Source organism: Candidatus Chloroploca mongolica, assembly GCF_004762035.2.
In the GTDB taxonomy this organism is placed as follows: Bacteria; Chloroflexota; Chloroflexia; order Chloroflexales; family Chloroflexaceae; genus Chloroploca; species Chloroploca mongolica.
In genome coordinates this window covers 1-19,559 of sequence record NZ_SIJK02000049.1, presented here as the reverse complement: position 1 = coordinate 19,559, position 19,559 = coordinate 1, and the positions used below count along the sequence as shown (strand labels likewise).

13 protein-coding genes are annotated in these 19,559 nt (G+C 60.3%); 6 read left to right on the top strand and 7 right to left on the bottom strand.

What is annotated here, in order from left to right:
* Positions 1 to 163: 163 nt before the first annotated feature.
* From EYB53_RS19705 to EYB53_RS19690, 4 genes are all read right to left on the bottom strand, one after another.
* Positions 164 to 5,359 carry an ATP-binding protein gene (locus EYB53_RS19705; protein WP_135480204.1) on the bottom strand — a complete coding sequence of 1,732 codons (5,196 nt, stop codon included), beginning with the start codon at positions 5,357 to 5,359 and terminating at the stop codon, positions 164 to 166.
* Entirely contained in the window at positions 5,347 to 7,047 is a 1,701-nt protein-coding gene (mads7, locus tag EYB53_RS19700; protein WP_135480202.1) for a methylation-associated defense system protein MAD7, read from the bottom strand. The genes EYB53_RS19705 and mads7 overlap by 13 nt, the downstream gene beginning before the upstream one ends.
* On the bottom strand, positions 7,044 to 10,937 hold the full coding sequence (locus EYB53_RS19695) for a serine/threonine protein kinase (RefSeq protein WP_135480200.1): 3,894 nt from the start codon (positions 10,935 to 10,937) through the stop codon (positions 7,044 to 7,046). Before EYB53_RS19695 ends, mads7 begins: the two co-directional genes overlap by 4 nt.
* Before the next feature lie 759 nt (positions 10,938 to 11,696).
* Positions 11,697 to 13,526 (bottom strand): DNA/RNA non-specific endonuclease, encoded by a 1,830-nt coding sequence (locus tag EYB53_RS19690; RefSeq protein WP_205712694.1) that lies wholly within the window; start codon positions 13,524 to 13,526, stop codon positions 11,697 to 11,699.
* On the opposite strand from EYB53_RS19690, the gene EYB53_RS19685 reads away from it, so the two are divergent.
* The gene (locus EYB53_RS19685; RefSeq protein ID WP_135480196.1) at positions 13,525 to 13,710 is read left to right on the top strand and encodes a hypothetical protein; all 186 of its coding nucleotides are present in this window, start codon (positions 13,525 to 13,527) and stop codon (positions 13,708 to 13,710) included. The genes EYB53_RS19690 and EYB53_RS19685 overlap by 2 nt on opposite strands.
* 508 nt (positions 13,711 to 14,218) lie before the next feature.
* Positions 14,219 to 14,788, top strand: a complete 570-nt coding sequence (locus tag EYB53_RS19680; RefSeq protein ID WP_135480194.1) for a hypothetical protein — start codon at positions 14,219 to 14,221, stop codon at positions 14,786 to 14,788.
* Positions 14,789 to 15,070: 282 nt separating this feature from the next.
* Here the strand turns inward: EYB53_RS19680 and EYB53_RS19675 are convergent, their stop codons facing one another.
* Positions 15,071 to 15,292, bottom strand: a complete 222-nt coding sequence (locus EYB53_RS19675; RefSeq protein WP_167857492.1) for a hypothetical protein — start codon at positions 15,290 to 15,292, stop codon at positions 15,071 to 15,073.
* A 548-nt stretch (positions 15,293 to 15,840) separates the two neighbouring features.
* Here EYB53_RS19675 and EYB53_RS19670 point away from each other — a divergent pair.
* The 4 genes from EYB53_RS19670 (at position 15,841) to EYB53_RS19655 (ending at position 18,133) form a co-directional block, all read left to right on the top strand.
* Positions 15,841 to 16,083: a hypothetical protein gene (locus EYB53_RS19670; protein ID WP_135480186.1), complete on the top strand. Its 243-nt coding sequence runs from the start codon at positions 15,841 to 15,843 to the stop codon at positions 16,081 to 16,083.
* Positions 16,084 to 16,098: 15 nt separating this feature from the next.
* Positions 16,099 to 16,587, top strand: a complete 489-nt coding sequence (locus tag EYB53_RS19665) for a DinB family protein (protein ID WP_135480184.1) — start codon at positions 16,099 to 16,101, stop codon at positions 16,585 to 16,587.
* Between the two features lie 374 nt (positions 16,588 to 16,961).
* Positions 16,962 to 17,195, top strand: coding sequence for a hypothetical protein (locus tag EYB53_RS19660; protein WP_135480182.1), 234 nt, complete (start codon positions 16,962 to 16,964; stop codon positions 17,193 to 17,195).
* Between the two features lie 785 nt (positions 17,196 to 17,980).
* Positions 17,981 to 18,133 (top strand): hypothetical protein, encoded by a 153-nt coding sequence (locus EYB53_RS19655; RefSeq protein WP_167857491.1) that lies wholly within the window; start codon positions 17,981 to 17,983, stop codon positions 18,131 to 18,133.
* On the opposite strand, the gene EYB53_RS19650 is transcribed toward EYB53_RS19655, so the two are convergent.
* Together EYB53_RS19650 and EYB53_RS19645 are read right to left on the bottom strand one after the other, a co-directional pair.
* The gene (locus tag EYB53_RS19650) at positions 18,126 to 18,584 is read right to left on the bottom strand and encodes a nucleotidyltransferase domain-containing protein (RefSeq protein WP_135480180.1); all 459 of its coding nucleotides are present in this window, start codon (positions 18,582 to 18,584) and stop codon (positions 18,126 to 18,128) included. The genes EYB53_RS19655 and EYB53_RS19650 overlap by 8 nt on opposite strands.
* Positions 18,585 to 18,951: 367 nt before the next feature.
* A partial coding sequence (locus EYB53_RS19645) for a hypothetical protein (RefSeq protein ID WP_167857490.1) occupies positions 18,952 to 19,559 on the bottom strand: 608 nt, incomplete at its 5' end.

Here is a 19,559-nt window from a genome sequence, read left to right as displayed (position 1 = left end):
GCGGGTTGTAGGCTGGGAGTACCGTTGTTGAGAGAGCAGATCCCATACTGATATGGTACCATCCGTGCTCGTAATTTTGGGTGTGACTTTTTGTATTGACGGTTTAGGTTTGCTAAGTATTCATAGCAACCTCTTAACTACCATCTATCGATCACTTTACCCTCTACTCCACCGGTGGCCGCATGCGCACCTGACGCCCGAAAAGCATCTCTGGGGTCTGGACAAAGGCCTGGCCCACGGGGAGTTGTTCGACAATCGCGTCAATGCGTTTGTTGGGTGGCGAGGCGATGTATTTGCTGAGGGTCCGTGATTCGGGGTAGTTGACCCGGAAGAGTACTTTCGTTCCGGCGGTGCTCAACACATCCGGGTGAAAGTCTTTCATGCCCTGGCTGGCGACGACGACGGCGATGCCGTATTTGCGCCCTTCTTTCATGATCTTCGGCAGCGTCTTGTCTTTGGCGAGCCGATGGGCTTCGTCGAGCAGGATGACTAGGCGAATGCGATCTGCTTCCCCCCAGAGAAACATCTCGCGGTAGAGTTTGCGTAAGACGAAGGCTCCGGCGGCCATCTGGACGCTCTCTGACGGGATGGCATGGAGATCGAGCACCATGCCGTGGCGGATCTCGTCGCGTAGGCTCAAGGGCGTTAGCGTTGGCTGGAAGAGATCCATTTCGAGCAGTGGGCGGCAGCGGGCAGCCAGGTTTTTGACTTTGCGTTGGGCCTCGCGACGCTCGATGCAGTGCAGGACATCGCTGGGGGTGGGAAGTTCGGGGAGATCGTCGGCGCTCATTGTGGCGTGAAAGCCTTTGATTTTGTAGGCGTCCATGATCGCCTGCGAGAGGCCGTCTTGCTGGATGCCGCCAAGTTCGACCACGTGGGCAAAGACTTCGGCGGTCTCCTGGCTGTTGGTACGCCAGTCTGGTTTGCCGTTGCGGATCAGCACTTCGAAGGGATTGAAGGGGAGCCCATCGGCCGCGTCGAGAATCTGGAGGCCGTGGTCGCGCACGAGCGGGCCGTTCTTGTCGGCGAATTGGCCGTGGAAATCGAAGATCAGCGGCGCGACGTGCTGGGTGAGCACATCGCTGAGCACGTTGCTTATTGCGACCGATTTGCCCTGGCCGGGAATGCCGATGATGAAGAGGTGCGGGCTGCCTTTGACCGAGGGGTGCCACATAATTGGTTGCTCGTCGGTCGTGCCGAGTTCGACGCTGATCATGGTGGGTGGAACCGGGCCATCAACGGGCGTGGCTGGCGATGCAGGGTTGTTCACTGATCCAGCTTGTGTAGTTGAACCAGTTACCGGTGTAGTTGGGAATGCTGGGTCACTGCCGACGGCCGTTGCGCCATCTACCGGTGTGGTATGCGATACCACACCAGTCCTGTGAGCCTCTGAACTATCAACGGGCGTGACTGACCGTGCCAAGCCTGGATCATTAACCACCGAGCTAACCACTGAAGGAGCAGGGGAGGCTCGGTCACTGCCGTGAGCCACCGGGCCATCCATGGGTGCGGCAGGCGCAGCCGGAGCAGCCGGAGCCTCCACCGGCGTGGCGTGAGCCATCGAACTCCCGCCGCCAGCGTGGCGATCACGTGCGGGCAGGCCATGCTCCAGGACAAAGCCCTCAGCCAGTGACGCGATGCTGCGGACGATGATGGTGGCCTCCTGCGGGTGCAGCATGCGCTCAGGGATGTTGTCCGGCGTGATGATGTACCCCTCGTAGCGTGGGTGAAACTCAACCTCTCGGCGCTCAAGCTTGCCCAGGTGTTCCAGGATGGGAGCCACGCTTTCAGGTGCCACTGCATCGTGGCGCTGGGCCCGCGCAAGGTAGAAGCGCAGGACATTGGACAGGCGGGCGCGCTGCAGAACGCCATCCACCCGATCCGGCTCAGCGAAGAAGCAGGCGCGCACCAACGCCGCCGAACTTTGCATCTGGATGAGCATATCACTCGCCAGGCTCTCGAAGGGCACCGCCCCACGTCGCCACTTCACCTCGATAAACGTCACCTCCACGACTCCGCCACGCTTGAAGCTAAAGAGTGCCAGGTCACAGCGTCGTTCGCTGCGCGGCTGACCCGGAAGGGTGCGATGGAAGATCTGAGGTGCGCTGTCCACCGGCACCAGAATACTGTTCCGTAACCGTCCACTCTGTTGCAAATGGCGCACGACGATCCCTAAGCCGACGGCGGCGGCGGCATTGTTGTTGCGATCACTGACATGAAGTGCCAACTGCCCCGAGACCAGTTTGAGCGCATCTAAGACCTTGCCAACACTTTGCTCCAGTTGCGCAAAACCCAACTCGTCCATCGCTCGACGAAGGAGTTCCTCGATCTCGTCGCGCCACATCGTGGTGACAACGAGCCGATGGGCGATTCCGTCGGTGAATTCGGGGCTGTAGTCGATGAGATACTTGCGTGCCAGGTGCTGCAACTGGGGGTTATGCGGCATATCGTAGTAGTCGAGCGCAAAGAAGCGATCAATCGTAATGACCCAACTGCTGTGCATATGAAGTTGTTCGAGCAACTTCTGCTGGAAGGGGACGAGTTCAACACACAACCCAAGCCGCTGATCCGCGTTCCCCCCCAGGCTGCGGCTGCTTGCCTGGGCTATCTGGATCTGGGTGCTCACAAGTGTATCGGTGAAGGCTTTGTCAATTGGGTGACGATCGGCTTTCACCCCGTCGCCAATTAGATGTTGCTGCCAGTAGAGCCGGTCGCCCTGGGGTGTGAACGTGGGTATCAGGCGACAGATCAACCCATAGAAACTGAAGCTGCTGCCAAGCAGAGCCTGATCGGCCCGATCAAGTGCGACCGGTTCGGGCTGCATCAGATCACTGGCAATGGCAAGGTGCGCTGCCGGCGGTGTTTCGTGCTTCAGCACCGCCAGCGATCGTTGCACGTAGCTCAGCGCTGGCGTCAAGTAGGCGTGCCCATTGAAGCGCACCTGATCATCCACGAGCCGCCGCAGTTCCGTCACGTCCTGGGCCGTACCAGTCTGTTCCGTTGCCACGTAAGCATAGATGCTGAGTTTGGGCAAGTCGCCTGCTTCGCGTTCCTCCTCTTCGGTCGAATCTGGCTGGGCAAAGACGCGTGCTAGGCTCTCGGTTAGCAGATCGCCGCGGTCGGCATTGATCTGGGTGATGCTTAAGCCGCGCAGGTAGGGGTGCAATTCGCGGAAATGCTTGATATGGGCCGCCAACTGGAGGGTACTCGGATCGCTGTGCTGCTCCAGACCGTAGCGATCTCCAAGAATGACGGCCAGGTCGGCCAACCGACGCTGGGGATCTTCCAGCATCGGTGGCAAGGCTATTCCGTAGAAAAAGCGGAGGTTCGCGCTATGGAGCAGTGGTTTGTCCACCAGGGGATGCGTGATGAACATGGGCATATTGGCGGGCGACATTGACCTGAGTTGATCGAGATCGAGGACTGTCTTGCGGTCGTTGGCTTTCAAGGTCAACAGGTTGCGTTCCCATTCACCGAGCAGTTGATGGTAGGCTGCGTACCAGAGCATCCGTAACGGATGGGTAGGCAGGGTCACGACCGCTACTTCGTCACCGCCGCCCCGTTTGGGGGTCACGATCAACAGCGTATCTACCGATAAGGCCACCTGAAGTTCGGTTTGGAGCGCCGGATCACTTGATAGGCTCGCGATCAACTCGCTGTAGGCTTTGGCATAGCGTTCTGCACGGCGGGCGAGCTCGAGATTCCAGCCTGCTACCGAGACCAGGTGACGCGGCTCGGCTCCCTTCAACTGCTTACAGAGTTGCTCGCGCTGACTTCGGAATTTCTGCCAGACCGCTGGACTGAGTGCTGGGGGCGCGAGAACTTCGATCTGTTCACTGGTTGCCTCGTCAATCTCGCTGAGGTGGAGGCTGTAGCGTCCGAAAGTGAGTGGCTCGGCCAGCGTGCGCTCTTCCAATTGCTTGAGCAAACGGCTCATCCCGAGCATAATTTTGCGCCGTGGATCAAGCCGCAAGCTGAAATATTCGAGATCGCGGCTTGTCCAGAGCGGCTCTTGTTCATCAAGCTGGTCGGCTTTGGTTTCGCTTGCGACCTCAAGCCGTGCCAAGGCCAGGTTTGCTACGGTGCGAGGACGCGTTTCGCGCTTGTTGCCCTGACTGATCGGTTCATCGGCTTTGGCGATGAAAAACTCTTCACTGAGGGCGATAAGATCCTGCCCATCCTCAGCACTCGGGAGGACATCCCCAGTGTGATCGAGCGCGGTCAAGCGCACCTGGAAACTCTCGTCGGGCAGGCTCTCTTCATCACCACTAAAGTCGAGCTCTATTTTGAGCGTAGCACTGCCCCGGCTCGCGGGGAGATCGCGGCTGGGCAGATCGAGGTCGTGATCGTCGGGGTTGGCTACGGGGACAAGCTCAACGCGCCAGCCACCAATATTCTTGGGCTTTGGCGGATCGGTCACCCATTTGACGCTGAGTCCTTTCGCCTGATCGCCATACTCAGCAATCAACGCCCCGCCGGGGCCGTCGGGTTGTTTCAGCTTCGAGTGAGTCGTTACTTTGCCCTGGCGATCCACGAAACTTTGCAACGTCACGCTGCGCAAATCGCTGCGTTCCTCAACCGGAAAGATCCACTGCTCAAAGGTTGGCCCATGCCCTGCGGCCATTGCCTGTGACCATGCCACGTGATCGTTCATGACCCGATCGCGGAAGAAGAGCATCAATTGCGCCGTGGTCGTTGGGTCAACGTTGGTGCTTGCTATCCGCTCCATCAGCGAAGCTTGCAGTTTGAGCGGCATGGCGAGCTTGATCACGCAGCGGCGATTGCGATCCAAACGCGCCCGGAAATCCGCGCCACGATCAGCGATCAGGCCGACGTGCCAGAGCACTGTCCCCGCCTCGTCGAGGCGCTCCTGGGCCTCGAGTTCGATCAAGGCCTGACAGAAAGCGATCTTCTGGCTCTCACTCACCCGTAGTGGGAGGCGCAGACAACTCACCACATCGTTGACCATCGCCCGGACGGGAGGCGAGAGCCGTTCGCGCACGCACTGGAGTGCGGTATGCAGCAATGCGCGCCCATCAAGGATGGCAAACGAATTGGCGAGTGAGCTAAAGGCTGCATCGACCAGATCGGTGGGCACAAAGAGGCAGAGTTGCACCTGCTTACGGTTGCGCAGTTCAATGGCCCGATCGGTCGTGATCGTGAGCGCGTCGTTCTGGGTACCCAGGACGTGAATGGCTACCTGTGGAGCGTGTGCCTGCAACGCAGTGCAGATGGCGCGAATCTGGGGCAACTCAAAGAAATCCACCCGCACACAATGCCCGGGCTCGGTTCCCGTGAAATGGTGGGCAATCGTCTCGGCAAGGATCGTCTCAACCAGATGAGGGCTTACGCTTGGCATACGCGACTCTTCGCATAGGGCGGCTGAAGCCGCTGGGCGGTAAAATCGTCTGAGAGGTCAGTGAAGATGCCCATCTGACGTAGCCGGGCCAGCATGGCCCGCAGATTGTCGCGGGCAGCAGCGTGGTACTCAGCCCCGGTGAGATGCTGCGGCGGACGATCAACGATGATGCCAAAGCGCTGTCCCAGGAAGGTCAGAAAATCACGTAGGCCAAGCTCTGCGACCACCTTCTGGTCAGTTTCAGCCTTGGGTGGAGCCAGGCGCACCGCCGCCAGTTGCACCAACACCGCCAGCAGATCGTTGCTCGGCGCATAGCGCCAACTGCGTCGGTTGCGTTGTACCCCGTGCAGGAGGCCATCGCTGCGGTTGATGCCGCCAACACTGGCGAACCATTGCATGTACTTGCCCAGCATTTTGCCGCGCTGACCAAGATCAAGCAGGATGACCAGCTTATCGAGGTCACTCGTCGCAGCAGTGGTTAACCGCTCAAACTGATCGAGTTCTTCCGCATCTCGCTCGTCCGCATCTTCGGTGAAATTCGCTTTGAGAATCTTCTCGTAGTCGTCATAGGCATAAGAGTCGACAACTGAACTCAACACCGGATTTTTAGTCAGCATCAGGATGGCTTGCAGGTACGCAGGCCCATCAGCAGACGTGGGGAGTAATTGGCTTGCCGGTGTTTTGTAGCGCAGACTACCCTGGAGCTTTCTAGCGTAGACATCAAGCTGGCGCAGGCGCAGGTTAGCGGCAAAGAACTGCTGGTAGGCCTCAATATCGCGACGCACCGCCTCAGCCGCCATCTGGTGGCTCAGGCCACCAACTTCGCCGGTAAAATCAAGGTAAAGCTCAGGCGGCGAGGCAACACCATCCTCGCGCATTGCTGGGGGCAACTGGCTCGGATCGCGCACCAGCGCATTGATCGCATGGACGAGGCGTAACGAGTAGCTAAAAAGTTCCAGGTTGATCAGCGGTTTGAGGTAGGTAATCAGAGCCTGAGTCGGTATGCGCTCACTGTAGGCAAAGAGGTATTTGACCAGATCTTCAGCTAATTCGCGCTCCTGGCGTGGGCAGGCCGGGTGCGTGTCGGTATCACCTTGTTTGCCAACACGAGTTCCTTCAAACCCATCAAGAAAGGTGATGGTCAAGTGTGAAAGGATATCCAGCTCGATGCTCCCATCGTAGCTTCCACCGATATCTGGTAAGCGGAGCAATTTCACCCCACGCCCGAAAAAGTTACGCATAAGATCGCGGAGAACATCTTTATCATTGGTTACACGCTTCAGGGCAAAATAGAGAAAAATATCGGCTCCACGCTGGCGGCGACTCTCGGTTGGAAAACCAGGCTTAGCGGCTAGGATCGAGTAGGGCGCAACAGCGAGGATCTGCTCACCCTTCTTCGCTCGCCCAACCGCACCGGTCTTGATCAAACTGGTACGTACCAGGCGCTCAAGCACGCGTCGCCCTTCGAGGGTGGTTGTTCCTTGCATCCGGTGGTGCTGGGCTAAATTGTTAATGTAGTGGGTAATCTGCTGGGGATCATTGAGGCGTTTGGCCCGATATTTGCCCTCACCAAGAATCTTGAAGTAGAGCGAGGGCAGGAAAATATCGATGTCAATGTCATTGAGTTCAACGGCAAAGACTTTCGGAAAGACCGTGCCAACCAATTCTTTCGGCAATTTAATCTTCATGAGCGGTGCTCCCCATCAGTCACGAGGCGAAGGTAGCCCTGGTACTGTTCCAGGCGATGGCGGTACCGTCCTGATTCGATCAAAACCAGGCTTTTTGCCATGTCGAGCAACATAGTGCTCTTAAAGGGGACGAGATCCTCAAGCAGCGGACGCAGTTCTGGCGTGTCAGCCAGGAAGCCTTCGTCAAGGCGGAGGAGCAGTTCAAACAGATCGAGCGTGATACTCAGTTTGGGCGTGCCATTACGATGTTCGAGTACCAGTCCCTCGGGAAGCGCTTCGATTCCTTCGGCTCCCCTGGGTTGCTGGATCTGGAGGAAGAAATCATCGAGTTCAAACTCTTTGGCGACAATCAGGCGTTGCGCCTTGGCGTGGTCAATCACCAGGTTGAGATGATCACGGGGCAGGTCTACCGTCACGTGATCCGAGCGCCAGATTCCATTGGCGATCTGAGCCCGAATCTTGTAGAGTGGGTGTCGTTCGGCTAGCACTTCAAAGAATACCGCTGCATAGCGGTACGGTAACAGGTGCAGCCAGCTTAAGCCTGGTATGAGCGTTGCCGTGCTCTCGAAATAGAGCCGCCGTTTCATCGCGTCGAGCCAGTCACGCGGCTCGAGGTAGCGTTGTGGCGCGAGGTCGTCGGCGAGCTCGGGATGGAAGAGCGTCTGCCGTTGCGCGCCCTGATCGGCCCGTCGCCGGGCGTGCAAGAAGCGATCAAGTTGCGGCAAGCTGACCTGAATGGGGTCGAGGCTGCGTATATCTTGGAGCACCTCATCGGCCTGCTCGTGGGGCGCAAAGATGAGGTGCCAGTAGTGGTAGGCGTTCAGGCTGGCCCCCCCATCAGCCGCTGCAGCGGCGACGTGGATGTCCTGGCAACTGCGGTTGCCGGTGATGCTGTAGGCCAAGGCCGAGCGCAGATCGCGCATCGTGATGTGGCGCTGCCGCCGGAGATGCACCAGCAGCAGGAGCGTTTCGAGACGCTGGCTCACGTGCGGGTGGCGCAGACGGGTGGCGTTCTGAACCAGCGGGCAGACGTGCTGGACGGCACAGCTTGCGCAGACCGTCCACTGGGCGGGATCGACCAGTCTGGCCAGCACCTGCTGGAAAATCGACGGATGGGCAGCATCGGGCAAGGCTACAAACGCACGCTGCTTGAGATCTACGTACCAGACCGGCTGATCGATGCTTTTGTTCGGACGCATCGCGGCACGTAACTGGGCGGCGAGCCATGCGAACGTTGCTTGCACATGATCCAGGTAGTCGAGCAACCGTCCATCATTGATCGCGACGAGCACGGTAAGTGCCACCTGAGGCGCACTGGCCCCCTCAAGCCCCGTCAGGCGGGCGGTCAGTTGCTCGTTAGCGCTGCGTCCGGCGTGGGCCTCAGACGCATCGTAGCAACTACGGTAGGTATGACCTGCCAAGACGATCTCCCAGCCACTGGCGTCGTGCTGCTGTTCGTGCCCACCCTGAACCAGCAGCGTCGTTCGCACCTGCTCAAGGAAGGCCGTCTTGCCGTCGCCGGGGTTGCCACAGAGAAAGATTGCCTGGGGCCGCCGCATCAGCAACCGTGGCAATAGGTCGGTATCGAGCTTCGTCGGTACATAGGTTTGGCGGACAAATTGGCTATCGAGACCGCGATTATCGGCATTGCCGCCCTCACTATTGCGGTAGAGCCCACGGATCGCGGCGGCCCAGGGGTTAACCTGGGGGCTGCGATGCTCGCTCGTTGCTTCAGACAAGGTCAGCATCGCGCGCTCGATCTGCTGTCGCCACAAGGCCAGCGACGCGGGGCGCAGACTGGGTTGGGGTTGGACGGCGGACAGCAAAGCTTCCGCCACGCGCTGCTGCACGTGATCGAACGGGGCAAGGCTGGCTGGCGCACGAGGTCGCTGACGATCCCCCTCTTCAAAGGGCAGTTCGCCGGTCAACATCCGAAAGAGCACCACCGCTGCCGCATACCGATCACTGTCTGGTGGTGGTGTCGGGCTCGTTGCGGCCTCGGGCGGTTGGTAGATCAAGGTGCCAGCGGCGCCGCCTTGATGCTCACGTGAAATGGCAAAACCAAAATCAATCAACACAAGGCGGTTCTCCTCCTCGTGGAGCATCAAATTGGCTGGCTTAATATCGCGGTGCAGCAACTGGTGTTGTTCCAACTCCGCGAGGACATCAAGTAATTGACGCGCATATTCCCACCACGTCGTCAAGGGAAACGGAAACTGCGCTTCCAGTTCCATAAAGGTCGGCCCAGGAATATATTCCAGCTTGAGATGCACATCATCGGTGGGCTTCGAAATATCGTAGATCGCCGGCACATGGCGACTGCGGAGCTTCTGGAGGGTTTGGAACTCCGTGCGAGCTTGCTCCAGCACAATAGCCGGATTGCGAAACTGCTTGACGGCAAAGAAACCGAGTTCGGGGTAATTGATGTCAGTGACGAGGAAGGTACGGGCCATGGCCCCCTGACCGAGCTTGCGCTTGACACGGTAGCGCCGATCAAAGATCAATTCCTGGGCAGGCGTGGCTTCTTGCTGAAGCATGCGAATGATCTGGTTCAGTTCGTGAGTGATCTGCGCTGCGGCAAGCGGCTCTGCTCCGGCCTCAGGCGCGATCACGGTTTGCAAGAGGGTTTGCAAGCGTTCGAGGGGCGTTATCGGCATGCCCGCCCAACGGCGCAACAAGTTCGGCCACTCGATCTGGCTGCCAAGCCGCAACTGTTCAACGTGTGTGGCACTCAGGCGTTCGAGGAAGATCAAGCCCAGGCTAAAACAGTCACTTGCCGGGGTCGCATTGCCATAGCCTGCGGCCAGCGCTGGTGCAGCATAGGGGTCGGCGAGCTTGAGCAGATCGAGCGAGGCCGCAATCGACTGGTCGCCGATCCGGGCGGCGTGGAAATCACTCAACACCGCTGTGAGCGGCTTGGGTTCAACGATGAAAATCGCCGAAGGATTGAGCGCCCGGTGGAGCACCTCGTAGGTATGAATCTGCTGCAATGACCTGAAGGCAGCTTCAGCCATCTGGAGATCAGCGATCAACGTGGTGCAATCATTTGGAAAGGGAATCCGACTCAGTGCTTGACCATCGGGCAAGCGCACGGGTACAACCAGTTGCGCCTCACCCCAGAGGATCGGTGCTTCAGCGTAGGCCACGCTCCCGGTCGTCTGCAAGGCCCGCAGTGCCTCAAACTCACGCATATACCAGGCCTGGCGCTGTTCACGCTGGAACGGGTCGGTGCCAAGATCGTAGACCATCAGGCGATAGCGCTGGCCGTGCAGACTCGCCGCGAGGATGTGTACGCCCGCCCGTGAAGACTCAACCTCATCGATCTGGTAGAGTTGGATGGTCTGGGGCACAATTGGACGTGGTTCAAAACCTGCGAATGCGGCACGGAGGGCATCGCGATGAGGCCGCAGATCCACCCGGCCCTGTGCATCGCACTGTCGCAGCACCTCACAAGCCTGCTCAAGCCGCATAATTTTCGTGTGGCGGCGGACATCATCAATGCGCAGGTGCACACTGGGATTTGAGAAGATAACCGCACTATCAACAAAGCGGTCATTGGGCGCACGCCAGAGGCGCTGGCGCAGGTCACCCGCGACTACCTTCGCGAGCATCTCCATTTTCTTCAGGGGATTGTGCTCAATCCGGCCATCAGCACACTGCCAGGCGTGAGCATCGCCGGTAATCGTACCACCCCAGGCCTTCTCATCAAGCACAAAGACGTGGTGTCGTGCCAGCACTATGAAATCAAGCTCGAAGCTGCGCCCATCACGGAGCGGCAAGAGCGTATTGGTAATGATGATCCAGTCATCAGGCAATCCATCGCGTAGCGTCTGGGCGGTAACCTTTTCCCCTTCGGTTGCAAACGCACCGGCCTGGATCAATTCAGCCATAGCTTTGATTCCTCATTGTGCATCGTGGTGCATAATGTATGATGCGTAACGCGTGATGAACACGGCCCTGGTTACGTATGAGATCGAAGTGCCGAACTTACGCGAGTTCGTCGTGAGATGACACCCTATGCTTCCCATTATCATCATGGTGAATTACCATCGCATTACCATCTCGTCTGGGAGTGTGACCGAAAGACAACGCTTTTTGTCGAGCCACCCCGTGGCGTGAACAACGCCACTGATATGACCGAAACCTTGTGGCAAGCCTCTTCGTGCGGGGCACTCTCAACCTAGCATCGGGGTCGGGCTTCACCGACTGCCGCACGTGTCTCTGCCGAAAGGATGGCCTTCTGTGATAAGACGAGTCTGAGATGATCCTCAAGGGCCTCATGGAAACTCAGGAGCGCTTGTTCCAGGGTTCGCTGATCCTGCGCTGCTGCCTCAAGGCGTGTCATGCCAAGGTTGAATTTGGTATGGATTTCCTGGTGTTGCGTCACACTGGTCGTCGCCACTGGATCCTCCTGCATTCGATGATGAATGTGATGCCATGTTGCCTAGTAAAATTATGGGACAAACGGATTACCACACCGTTACCAGATGGTTGTACGCAGGTCTTTCGGGAGATGCGCGTGCCGTCGGGCAAGCCCCCAGCTCGCCCCCCTTGTCTGCACCATTCAAGAGGCTCGGGGACATGATTTCCGACGTAACGCGCACGTTCATTCATCGTGTGGCTGCCTGGTCAGCGCGGAACCAAGCGGCTCAATCCGGCCAGTAACTGACTAGGCGGCCCGCCGGATCATAGAGGGAGCCTGGATCAGAAGAGCTATTGTTCCAAATGTTCTCGGGTGGCCCTGGAAAGACGCGACTCTCGTTTGGGGCGAGCACGCCGCCGATGGGATGCCGCTGCGCTCCGCGCACACTACACATGATCCAGCCGTCGAGCGTGACGGCAGTGGCGCTGACATTCTGCAACGTGACCGTCTCGGCCCGTTTGTCGATGGCCCGAATCCGCACCGGGACATGCGGTGCGGCGGCGGCGTTGGGGTCGTCAGCACAGTTGTTGAAGCTCGGTGGGAGCTGCGCTGGGGCCGGGGTCGGTTGTGCGGCCGGTGGTGGTGGCGGGGCCGTCGTCGGTTGGGGCGCGGGTGGCGGTGGTGGCGGTGGCGCGGGCGCGGGTGGCGGCATCGCCGGGTGTCCCGGCTGGGCCTCCAGCACCTCACGGCCGAGCAGACCGAGCAGCACGGTGCTCGGGCCAAGCTCGGGATGGGCCTCGAAGCGACGCCGTTCAAAGAATTGCACGGTGTAGGGGCGGCCTTCCAGTTCCATGGTGAAGGCCCCAGTGACCGGGAGGCCAAAACGCTCCAGCCCGCCCTGGTTCTGCCAGGAACGCAGGAAGGGTTCACAGACGGTATGGCCGGTCACGGCGAACGTGGTGCAGCCAGGGCCAGCCGGTGCTCCCGGGCCGGGCTGCCAGGGCGTACCCAGTTGCGCCAGGCGCTCAACCCCCAGGCGTCCGGTCGTGACGGCCCCCGTCGGTTGGATCTCGATGCGGTCGCGCTCAAACCACTGCACCTGGAGGGTCTGGCCCTCGACGGCCTCGGCCCGCTGCGTGGTGATGGGGAAGCCGAAGATGGCGAGGCCACCGTTGCGTTCCCAATAGGCGCGGATGGGGCCGTGAATGCACTGCCCGGTCTCCGGGAAACAGCGCTGATCAGCGGGTGGAGGTGGCACTGGCGCTGGCACTGGCGCTGGCTCGCGACAGCCAGGCCCCTCAAGCGCATCCTGGACGGCGCGATCCACGGCGGCGAAGAAATTCAGCCCGGTACGCTCCTCGAGGCAGCGCACGGTGGTTTGGTAGTCTTGCCACGCTCGCCCGTCGACGGTGGCATCGTTGGGCGTCCAGAGGGCGATCACGGGGGTGGACGGCGTGATGCGGGCGCGATCATCGCCGTCGGCGGCGGGCAGCACCAGCATGACTTTCCAGACGTTCGCGGGGATGGTGAGGCGACCATTGGCGAGGGTGCCGCGACTGCCAGTGCCCCCGGCGACGAGGTAGACCTCATTGCCCGCACGGACAAGGCTGCGGGCGTGCTCTTCGAGGGTGGCCCAGAGGCCCTGGTTATTGGCGGGGGCTTGCGGCAGAATGTTGGTCAGGAGAAACGTCGCCTCGTTGTCGGCCTCAGTCGCGCTCCGATCGGCGGAGGGGGTCATGTGGCCCCGGTCGTAGCCGCTATTGGTGTAGTCGTTGTGGGTGACGCGGTACCAACTCGCGGGCAGGCTGGCATCGGTGATAAAGGGGCCGCTGTAGCGGGGCACGTCCCCCAGATCGCTGGCCTGGAGGTGCCAACTGACCCAGTTTGGGATACCCCGGTCGCGGTGGTAACTCAGCGCGTACTGATCGCGCACGATAAGGTAGTCGGCGGGGGAATTGACGTCGGTGACGGCTGAACTGGGCATCCCGAGGGCCAGGTGGCGACTGACGGACGGCTGCGCGGCGGCGGTCAAGCCGTCGAGCAGCAGGACGAGCGTGAGCAGCGTGAGCAGCGTGACGCGCAGCATGCGCGTGGGGGAGAGACGGGGCTGAGTCATGGCTGGTTCCTCCGGGAGCGCGGTTGCACGGATGTTCAGTGGCGTGCGCTGCCCCCTTGCGATCAACGCCATCCGAGCACAGGTGGCGCTAACGCTCTTTGCGGATCGGTGCGCCTTGGATCGTCGGCGCCTGCGTGGCGGGGTAGCTGCGCTGATTCTCTTGCGTAATACCACTCCCCCATAACCACATTTCGGATGCTGATCCGATACCTCTATTGTAGGCTATGCTTGTGGGAGCGAATATGCGATAGAAGTACTCCTCTTTTGTAGTACCATCCTCCACGCTGATCTTGTGATGGAATGCAGGTCGCGGATACACAATCCCTTGCACCGTTGCTGGCCGTTCGGTGGGGCAGCCCCAGGGTGTCCGCCTGGTATCTGAGCGGCTCGCCCCATCCCTGCTTCTCTGTCACATGGCGATGCTCGTGCATCGTGTTGACGCACCCCTGCTGCGCACCGAGCAGCATAGTGTGGTGAACGGCAGGGGTGTTGGTGTGGATGCGGAGCATGGCGGGTCAAGGGCTGTCTCTGACGCCTCGGTCTGCGCGGAGAGTCGTGCCACAGGCCGTGAGGACTGCGATGAGGGTCACCAAGAGGAGCAAGCGCATAGGTGCATGCATAACGAGTGACCTTTCTGATCGTGGGCGGCATCGCTTGGTCTCTCTCTCGTATACTGAAAAGAAAGGGCGCAAATGCGCCCTTTTGATACCAATCGCATACAGGCGCAGTGTGCTGCGCTCCCCGCATCAGCGCCTCGGCGTTGCCGTGCGCGGGGGCCGCCCGCGCTGATCGTGCAGCAGCCCCCGGTCGTGCGCCTCCGTCACGGTGGCGAGGTAGACGAGGTGACGGTCGCCGACGTGGATGGTGGGCAGCCGATCTTCCGCGGCGGCCTTGGCAAGCGTGGGCAAGGGATACCCGAGCTGGCGGGCGGCGTCCGCGAGGCGCAGCGGGGCGGCGGGACACCCGAGCAGGGTGCGCACATGGTGCGGAGCACGGGCCCAGGCCTGCTGGATCAGGTGGTTCCGCAGGGTCGCCTGCTCGATCAGGGTGAGGGCGGTCAGCGGGTGGAGCAGATCGACGGCCACGGGACGCTGCGCCGCATCGAGATGCAGCGCCCCGCAGATCACGGCGGCGTAGGCGAGACTGTCGGCACGACTGGGCGACGCGGGCGGCGCGGGCCGGAACGGATCCGCTGGCCTTGCAAGAAGCGGGGGGCTGGAGCAGTCTGGCGATGCCGCGCCGCTACATTGAAGCGGCGGTGATTGCCAATGAGCGGGTGAAACTGGCCGTTGAGGACGACGAAGAGCCGCCGGGTGGCGGGGCCTGAGGATCCAGGGCGGCTGATTCAGCGCTGCCGCTGCATGCGCTGGGGAGCCGAGGCGTGCGTGGTTCTCCTCACCCACCGCGCAGCGGAATCAGGTCACGATGCGGCGTCGCTTGCCAGTTCGGTGGGCCATGGGCGGAGCCAGGTCAGCACCACCCAGAGAGCACCTCGATGGGCACACAGCGCAGTTCCTGTGTCCCGCCGCCCACACCGAGGGTGTTTATGATGAACACCCCCCCCGGAGCGCTTCGCGCAGCACCTCGTCGCGGTTGATGCGGTTCCGTTGCGAGCGCCAGGACAAGCCGAGATTTGTACAGAGGGGGCGCACGGGCACATCAATGCGGCGCTCATCGTTGATGGCACTGATCACTGCCCGCAGTTTGTCGCCATAAACGTCACCCGTGCGCTCGGCCAGCGGGATGATCGTCTGGCGGTCAGTCATCAGGGGGACTCCTTCAGCGCCCCCGCCTGGACATAGCATCACCGATGCTTACCCTTAGGCGGGGAAGTCCAGGTCGTTTCCACCTTGGAAGGAAGCACTTCGCTTGAGCGGCTTTTGCCCATTGGGTTGCGCCAAACTGTCTTTTATAATACAATTGTGCTACGTGTGAAGGCCCACGTCCGGCGCGAGCCGGTGAACCCGGGATCCATGCACGTTGCCACCTGAGCCTTGTGGGTTTCAGTGGGGAAACCTCCGGTGGGGAACAGATTCAAGGTCGTCTGCTTTGGCAGATGCAACCGCTGTCGGGTTCGCCCGACAGGGCCGTGGTCAGACGGCATACGTCTTGGATGCCAGTCTTCGGACTGGTGGCGCCAGCGACAAGCCCAACCGTTTCCGGTTAGGTAACTGACGACGTGAATAGTTCCACGACAGCGTCTGATGGCATGGCCCGAGCCCTCAGGTCATGCTTGACACCTCTCTCCCGCGAGCGATATACTTTCTGATGCATGCAGGATGCCATGCCGCCAGTTTGACGAGGAGCACTCGCTATGGGCCTGCTGATCGGCAGAGCCATGATCGTCGGGGTTGTGGCCCTGCTCATCGCGACAAGCTGGATGCGTGGCCGTTCCGGTAGCTCTGGGGTTGAACCCTGGATGCTCCGTGTCGAATGGTTGACCGGATTATGCAGCGGCTATCTAGACTACATTGATCACATGAACGATGGCGGGCACGATGAAGCGACCCTCTACTACCTTGTTGGGCGCTGGGCATTTACCATCATCATCTACTGAAATTTCGGAGACCTAATGGATATTCTTGATAGATTGCTTGGTCATGATACTTGGACAACTCGCCAACTTCTTTTAGCGTGCCAGTCATTACCTGATGATTTGCTAGATAAAGAATTTGATATTGACCACAAGTCGCTTCGCGAAACTTTCATCCATGTTATTGAAAATATGGAAATTTGGACAGACTTACTTTATGAGCGAGTCGTTCAGGAAAAAACTGGAAACACGATTTCAGAATTACTTGAACGTTTAACCGTCGTTAGTAGAGATTTCGCCAATTTAGCGCGTAATATTGCGCGAGAAAAACGTTATGACGATTGTTTCATGGATACTCTTGACAACCCACCTGTGAAAAAAACCTTTGGCGGCGCAATTGGGCATGTAATCACTCATAATATGCATCATCGTGCTCAGATTATGTTTTTGATGGAAAGAGCAGGATTGAAGGATCATATTGAAGGAGATTTGTTAAGTTGGGAAAGCAATAGTTTTGGCTGGCATTAATACCACAAATCAATCTCATGGGAGATTATGCTCTGTTATCCAGCCAAGTGTTGTGTAAAAAATCGCGCCCAACAAAGCGTGCAGCGGACGGCGGTGATTCTGCGCGACTTACAGGCTTTTTCCTACGCCCAAGCATTTTTCTGCTCTCGGAGTTTTGTCTCGTCCCAACCCGCCGCCGCTGACGCCAGCCGATAGCCAGCGCCAAGTCACCCACAACCAACTCCTGGCAGCCCTTGGTTTGGAACGGAGTCACCCACTGGACATGGCAGTATTTGCCCGCCGTTACCTCAAGCGATAAGGGTACGTTGATGACAACAGCGACTGACGTATGGGTGCGTACGCACGCCTTCGGAGGCCGGATGATTGGGGAGTTCATGAGCACTGAGCACACCCCTCCCCGGCGGATGGCCGTGATCATGACCTTGCACGGGCCAGAGATTGCGCCCTATGACGCCCTGATCATGTTGGAGCATGACGACGTGATCGGCAGCCTCGCGCACCGCATTGAGGATGTGCTTGATGCGGCGGTGCGTGTGGGCTACACCCATGACGATCTGCGTGCCGCCGTCGAACTGGCCGTGCGGCGCAAAGCGGCCGTATCGCCATAACCACTTGGCGAACCCCCGCAGAGGCAGCGGCACCCTTGGCCGGGCGTGGCATGATGGTCGTACGTTGCCCGAACCAACATCCCGCGACATCGTGGCCGATCAACGTCGCGGGCGGGCGGGGCATCGTACGGCAGACCTGGCAGATCAGCGGATCGTACTGAGCGGGAGCCGCCCGCGCCTGCGGGGCGGCCTGGCTCGGCACGGCCTGGCATCGGCTCCATGGGTCTCGCGCCTTGTCGTCGCGGCGGCGTGATCGCGTATCCCGCGCTCGCGTGGCACCCTTAGCACTACAGTTGTAGGTTGTGCTTAGGAGTGTGTCACCTACGTTTCCCGGTCGCACCGCCGACCACAAAGACTGAGCACGAAGAAACGAAGATGGGCGGTGCGGTATTCGTTTCTTCGTGGCCCCCATTCGTGGTCGGCGAACGACCCCAGAAGACTTACGTGACACACTACGTAGCTAGCCTCAGATGGGCCACAAAAGAACCCAAAACGCACAAAAGACCGCCGCAATCCGCCCACTGCGCATCCCTTTTGCGCTCTTTGGGTTCTTTTGTGGCAAACATATGTACGGAACATTGTAATGTACAACTGTAGTACTTTATAGATAGATCCTGCGACCCGCTGGGCCTGGCCGGGCGGTGCGCATGCAGCGAAAGCGCTGGAATGCGCTGCAGAGCATGGGCGTGCGTTGACGATCTTCGCACCGCTCGCGCCACGCCGCCCCCGCCCGGCTCATGCCGCGCTTCGGCCTTGCGCCGAGGTTCGTGGGATGACCCCCATGCATGCGGACGGCGTCGCTCGGTGAGCGTCACGGCCACATGCTCAGGGTTCACGATCTCCACCTTGGGACATGGGAGCGATTGATGCGGCTGGTGACGCGCAGCGCGGGTGAGGGCCTCGTTGTCGCGGGTAAGCTTTCTGGTGATGCTATGTGACATCCCGCTGGTGGACAGCTGTGATGAGGCGCTTCATGATCTCGTGAGGGTCGTAAAGAGCGTGACATCCATCTCGCACCACCTGTTGTGTCCCACTATCTAGCGGCTCGGTCGACGCCCAGGTCGGTCTGGCAAAGCCAAACTCTACCTCGTGCCCCGAGGACAGGAAGACCCGCCGCGACCAGAGCGAACCGTAGTCCTCGTCCTGGGAGGTAACAACCAGGGTGTTGAGCTCATTCACGGCCAGAGAACTAAGCCAGTCCTGCCCGTGCTGGTACGCCTGAGGATCGTCAACGAGCAAGACCAGATCAATATCAGAGTCAGGGCGGGCAGCGCCCCGAGCGTGTGAACCCACCAGCGCGATGGCAGCGACTCCTTCGCGCGCCTGAAACCACGCCGTGATCTGTTCCAGCAGGCGTGTGGACGCCTTTAACTGGCTCGCTTGGTCCATAATCGTCTCCCGTGTTTCAATACTCTCGCCAAAATGACCGCCTCGCTGGCCCCTTAACAATCAAACATTCGTACGACACCATCGTCGCCTGGTGAGCCGTGCCGCTTGAAGAGGAGCGCAACATGGGCTCCCGGTAGAATCGGAACGGAAAATACCAATCATCGAAAAGGGGTACCGCAACGATTCGTGCAACATCGCGCCATGGGCGGGGTTTCACCCGTTCTGATGCGGCATCGCTCTCTCGCCACGTCCGGCTCTGGAAGCCAGCGCAGGCCCCCTGCGCTCGCAACGGCGGTGATCCTGGTGGGCTGCGCATGATGGCGTGAGCGCGGGTCGGCACGCGAAACCGGTGCCTGTCCACCGCGCCCTAGGCTCGCAGCGGAGCTTCGTCGTCGTTCCGCCGCAGCCCGAGCCGCAGTGTGAACAGCCCGCGCGCCTGTACCTGCCGGGGGGCCGCCAGGCCCTCGTCGGTCGGGCTGCGCCCCGCAGGACGCTGATGGGGCGCAACATACGTGTAGCCGGGCGGCGGGGCATCCAGCCCGTGCGCGTGGGCGCGGTCGGCGGCGGCGGTCGTGCGGCGCTGGAAGTCGCGCCTGTCCTGCCGCGCTTCCCATCCGCTCGGAAGGCGGCGATAGCCATGCCCTGCCAGGACATAGGCATTGATCAGTGCCCGATCTTCGTCGCTGCCCCAGTGCGCCACGTAGCGTACCGGTGGCAAGCGCACGCTGCGCCCTCCACCGGGGCGACGGCCCGCAGGCGCACGTGCCCCCGACGGGCGGGCGGGCGGGGCGGCGTCCGGCTGCGGTTCAATCACGAGGGCCTCCGCACAAAAATCGTGCCAGAAGGCCGCGAGAATCGCGTGCATCAGCAGCCAGGCCGCCGGCGGAAACGAGATCGGGAAACGCGCACTGCTGGCTGGGGTGGCCGCCCACCAGGCCACCGCCGCCGCCTCGTCATCGGCCCCGCCCACCGCCA

What these genes read in the sequence shown, in the direction of transcription:
- EYB53_RS19705 (WP_135480204.1), bottom strand. Translation starts at nt 5,359, where the DNA reads ATGCCAAGCGTAAGCCCTCATCTGGTTGAGACGATCCTTGCCGAGACG.
- mads7 (WP_135480202.1), bottom strand. Translation starts at nt 7,047, where the DNA reads ATGAAGATTAAATTGCCGAAAGAATTGGTTGGCACGGTCTTTCCGAAA.
- EYB53_RS19695 (WP_135480200.1), bottom strand. Translation starts at nt 10,937, where the DNA reads ATGGCTGAATTGATCCAGGCCGGTGCGTTTGCAACCGAAGGGGAAAAG.
- EYB53_RS19685 (WP_135480196.1), top strand. Translation starts at nt 13,525, where the DNA reads ATGGCTGGTTCCTCCGGGAGCGCGGTTGCACGGATGTTCAGTGGCGTG.
- EYB53_RS19690 (WP_205712694.1), bottom strand. Translation starts at nt 13,526, where the DNA reads ATGACTCAGCCCCGTCTCTCCCCCACGCGCATGCTGCGCGTCACGCTG.
- EYB53_RS19680 (WP_135480194.1), top strand. Translation starts at nt 14,219, where the DNA reads ATGCGCCCTTTTGATACCAATCGCATACAGGCGCAGTGTGCTGCGCTC.
- EYB53_RS19675 (WP_167857492.1), bottom strand. Translation starts at nt 15,292, where the DNA reads ATGACTGACCGCCAGACGATCATCCCGCTGGCCGAGCGCACGGGTGAC.
- EYB53_RS19670 (WP_135480186.1), top strand. Translation starts at nt 15,841, where the DNA reads ATGGGCCTGCTGATCGGCAGAGCCATGATCGTCGGGGTTGTGGCCCTG.
- EYB53_RS19665 (WP_135480184.1), top strand. Translation starts at nt 16,099, where the DNA reads ATGGATATTCTTGATAGATTGCTTGGTCATGATACTTGGACAACTCGC.
- EYB53_RS19660 (WP_135480182.1), top strand. Translation starts at nt 16,962, where the DNA reads ATGAGCACTGAGCACACCCCTCCCCGGCGGATGGCCGTGATCATGACC.
- EYB53_RS19655 (WP_167857491.1), top strand. Translation starts at nt 17,981, where the DNA reads ATGCGGACGGCGTCGCTCGGTGAGCGTCACGGCCACATGCTCAGGGTT.
- EYB53_RS19650 (WP_135480180.1), bottom strand. Translation starts at nt 18,584, where the DNA reads ATGGACCAAGCGAGCCAGTTAAAGGCGTCCACACGCCTGCTGGAACAG.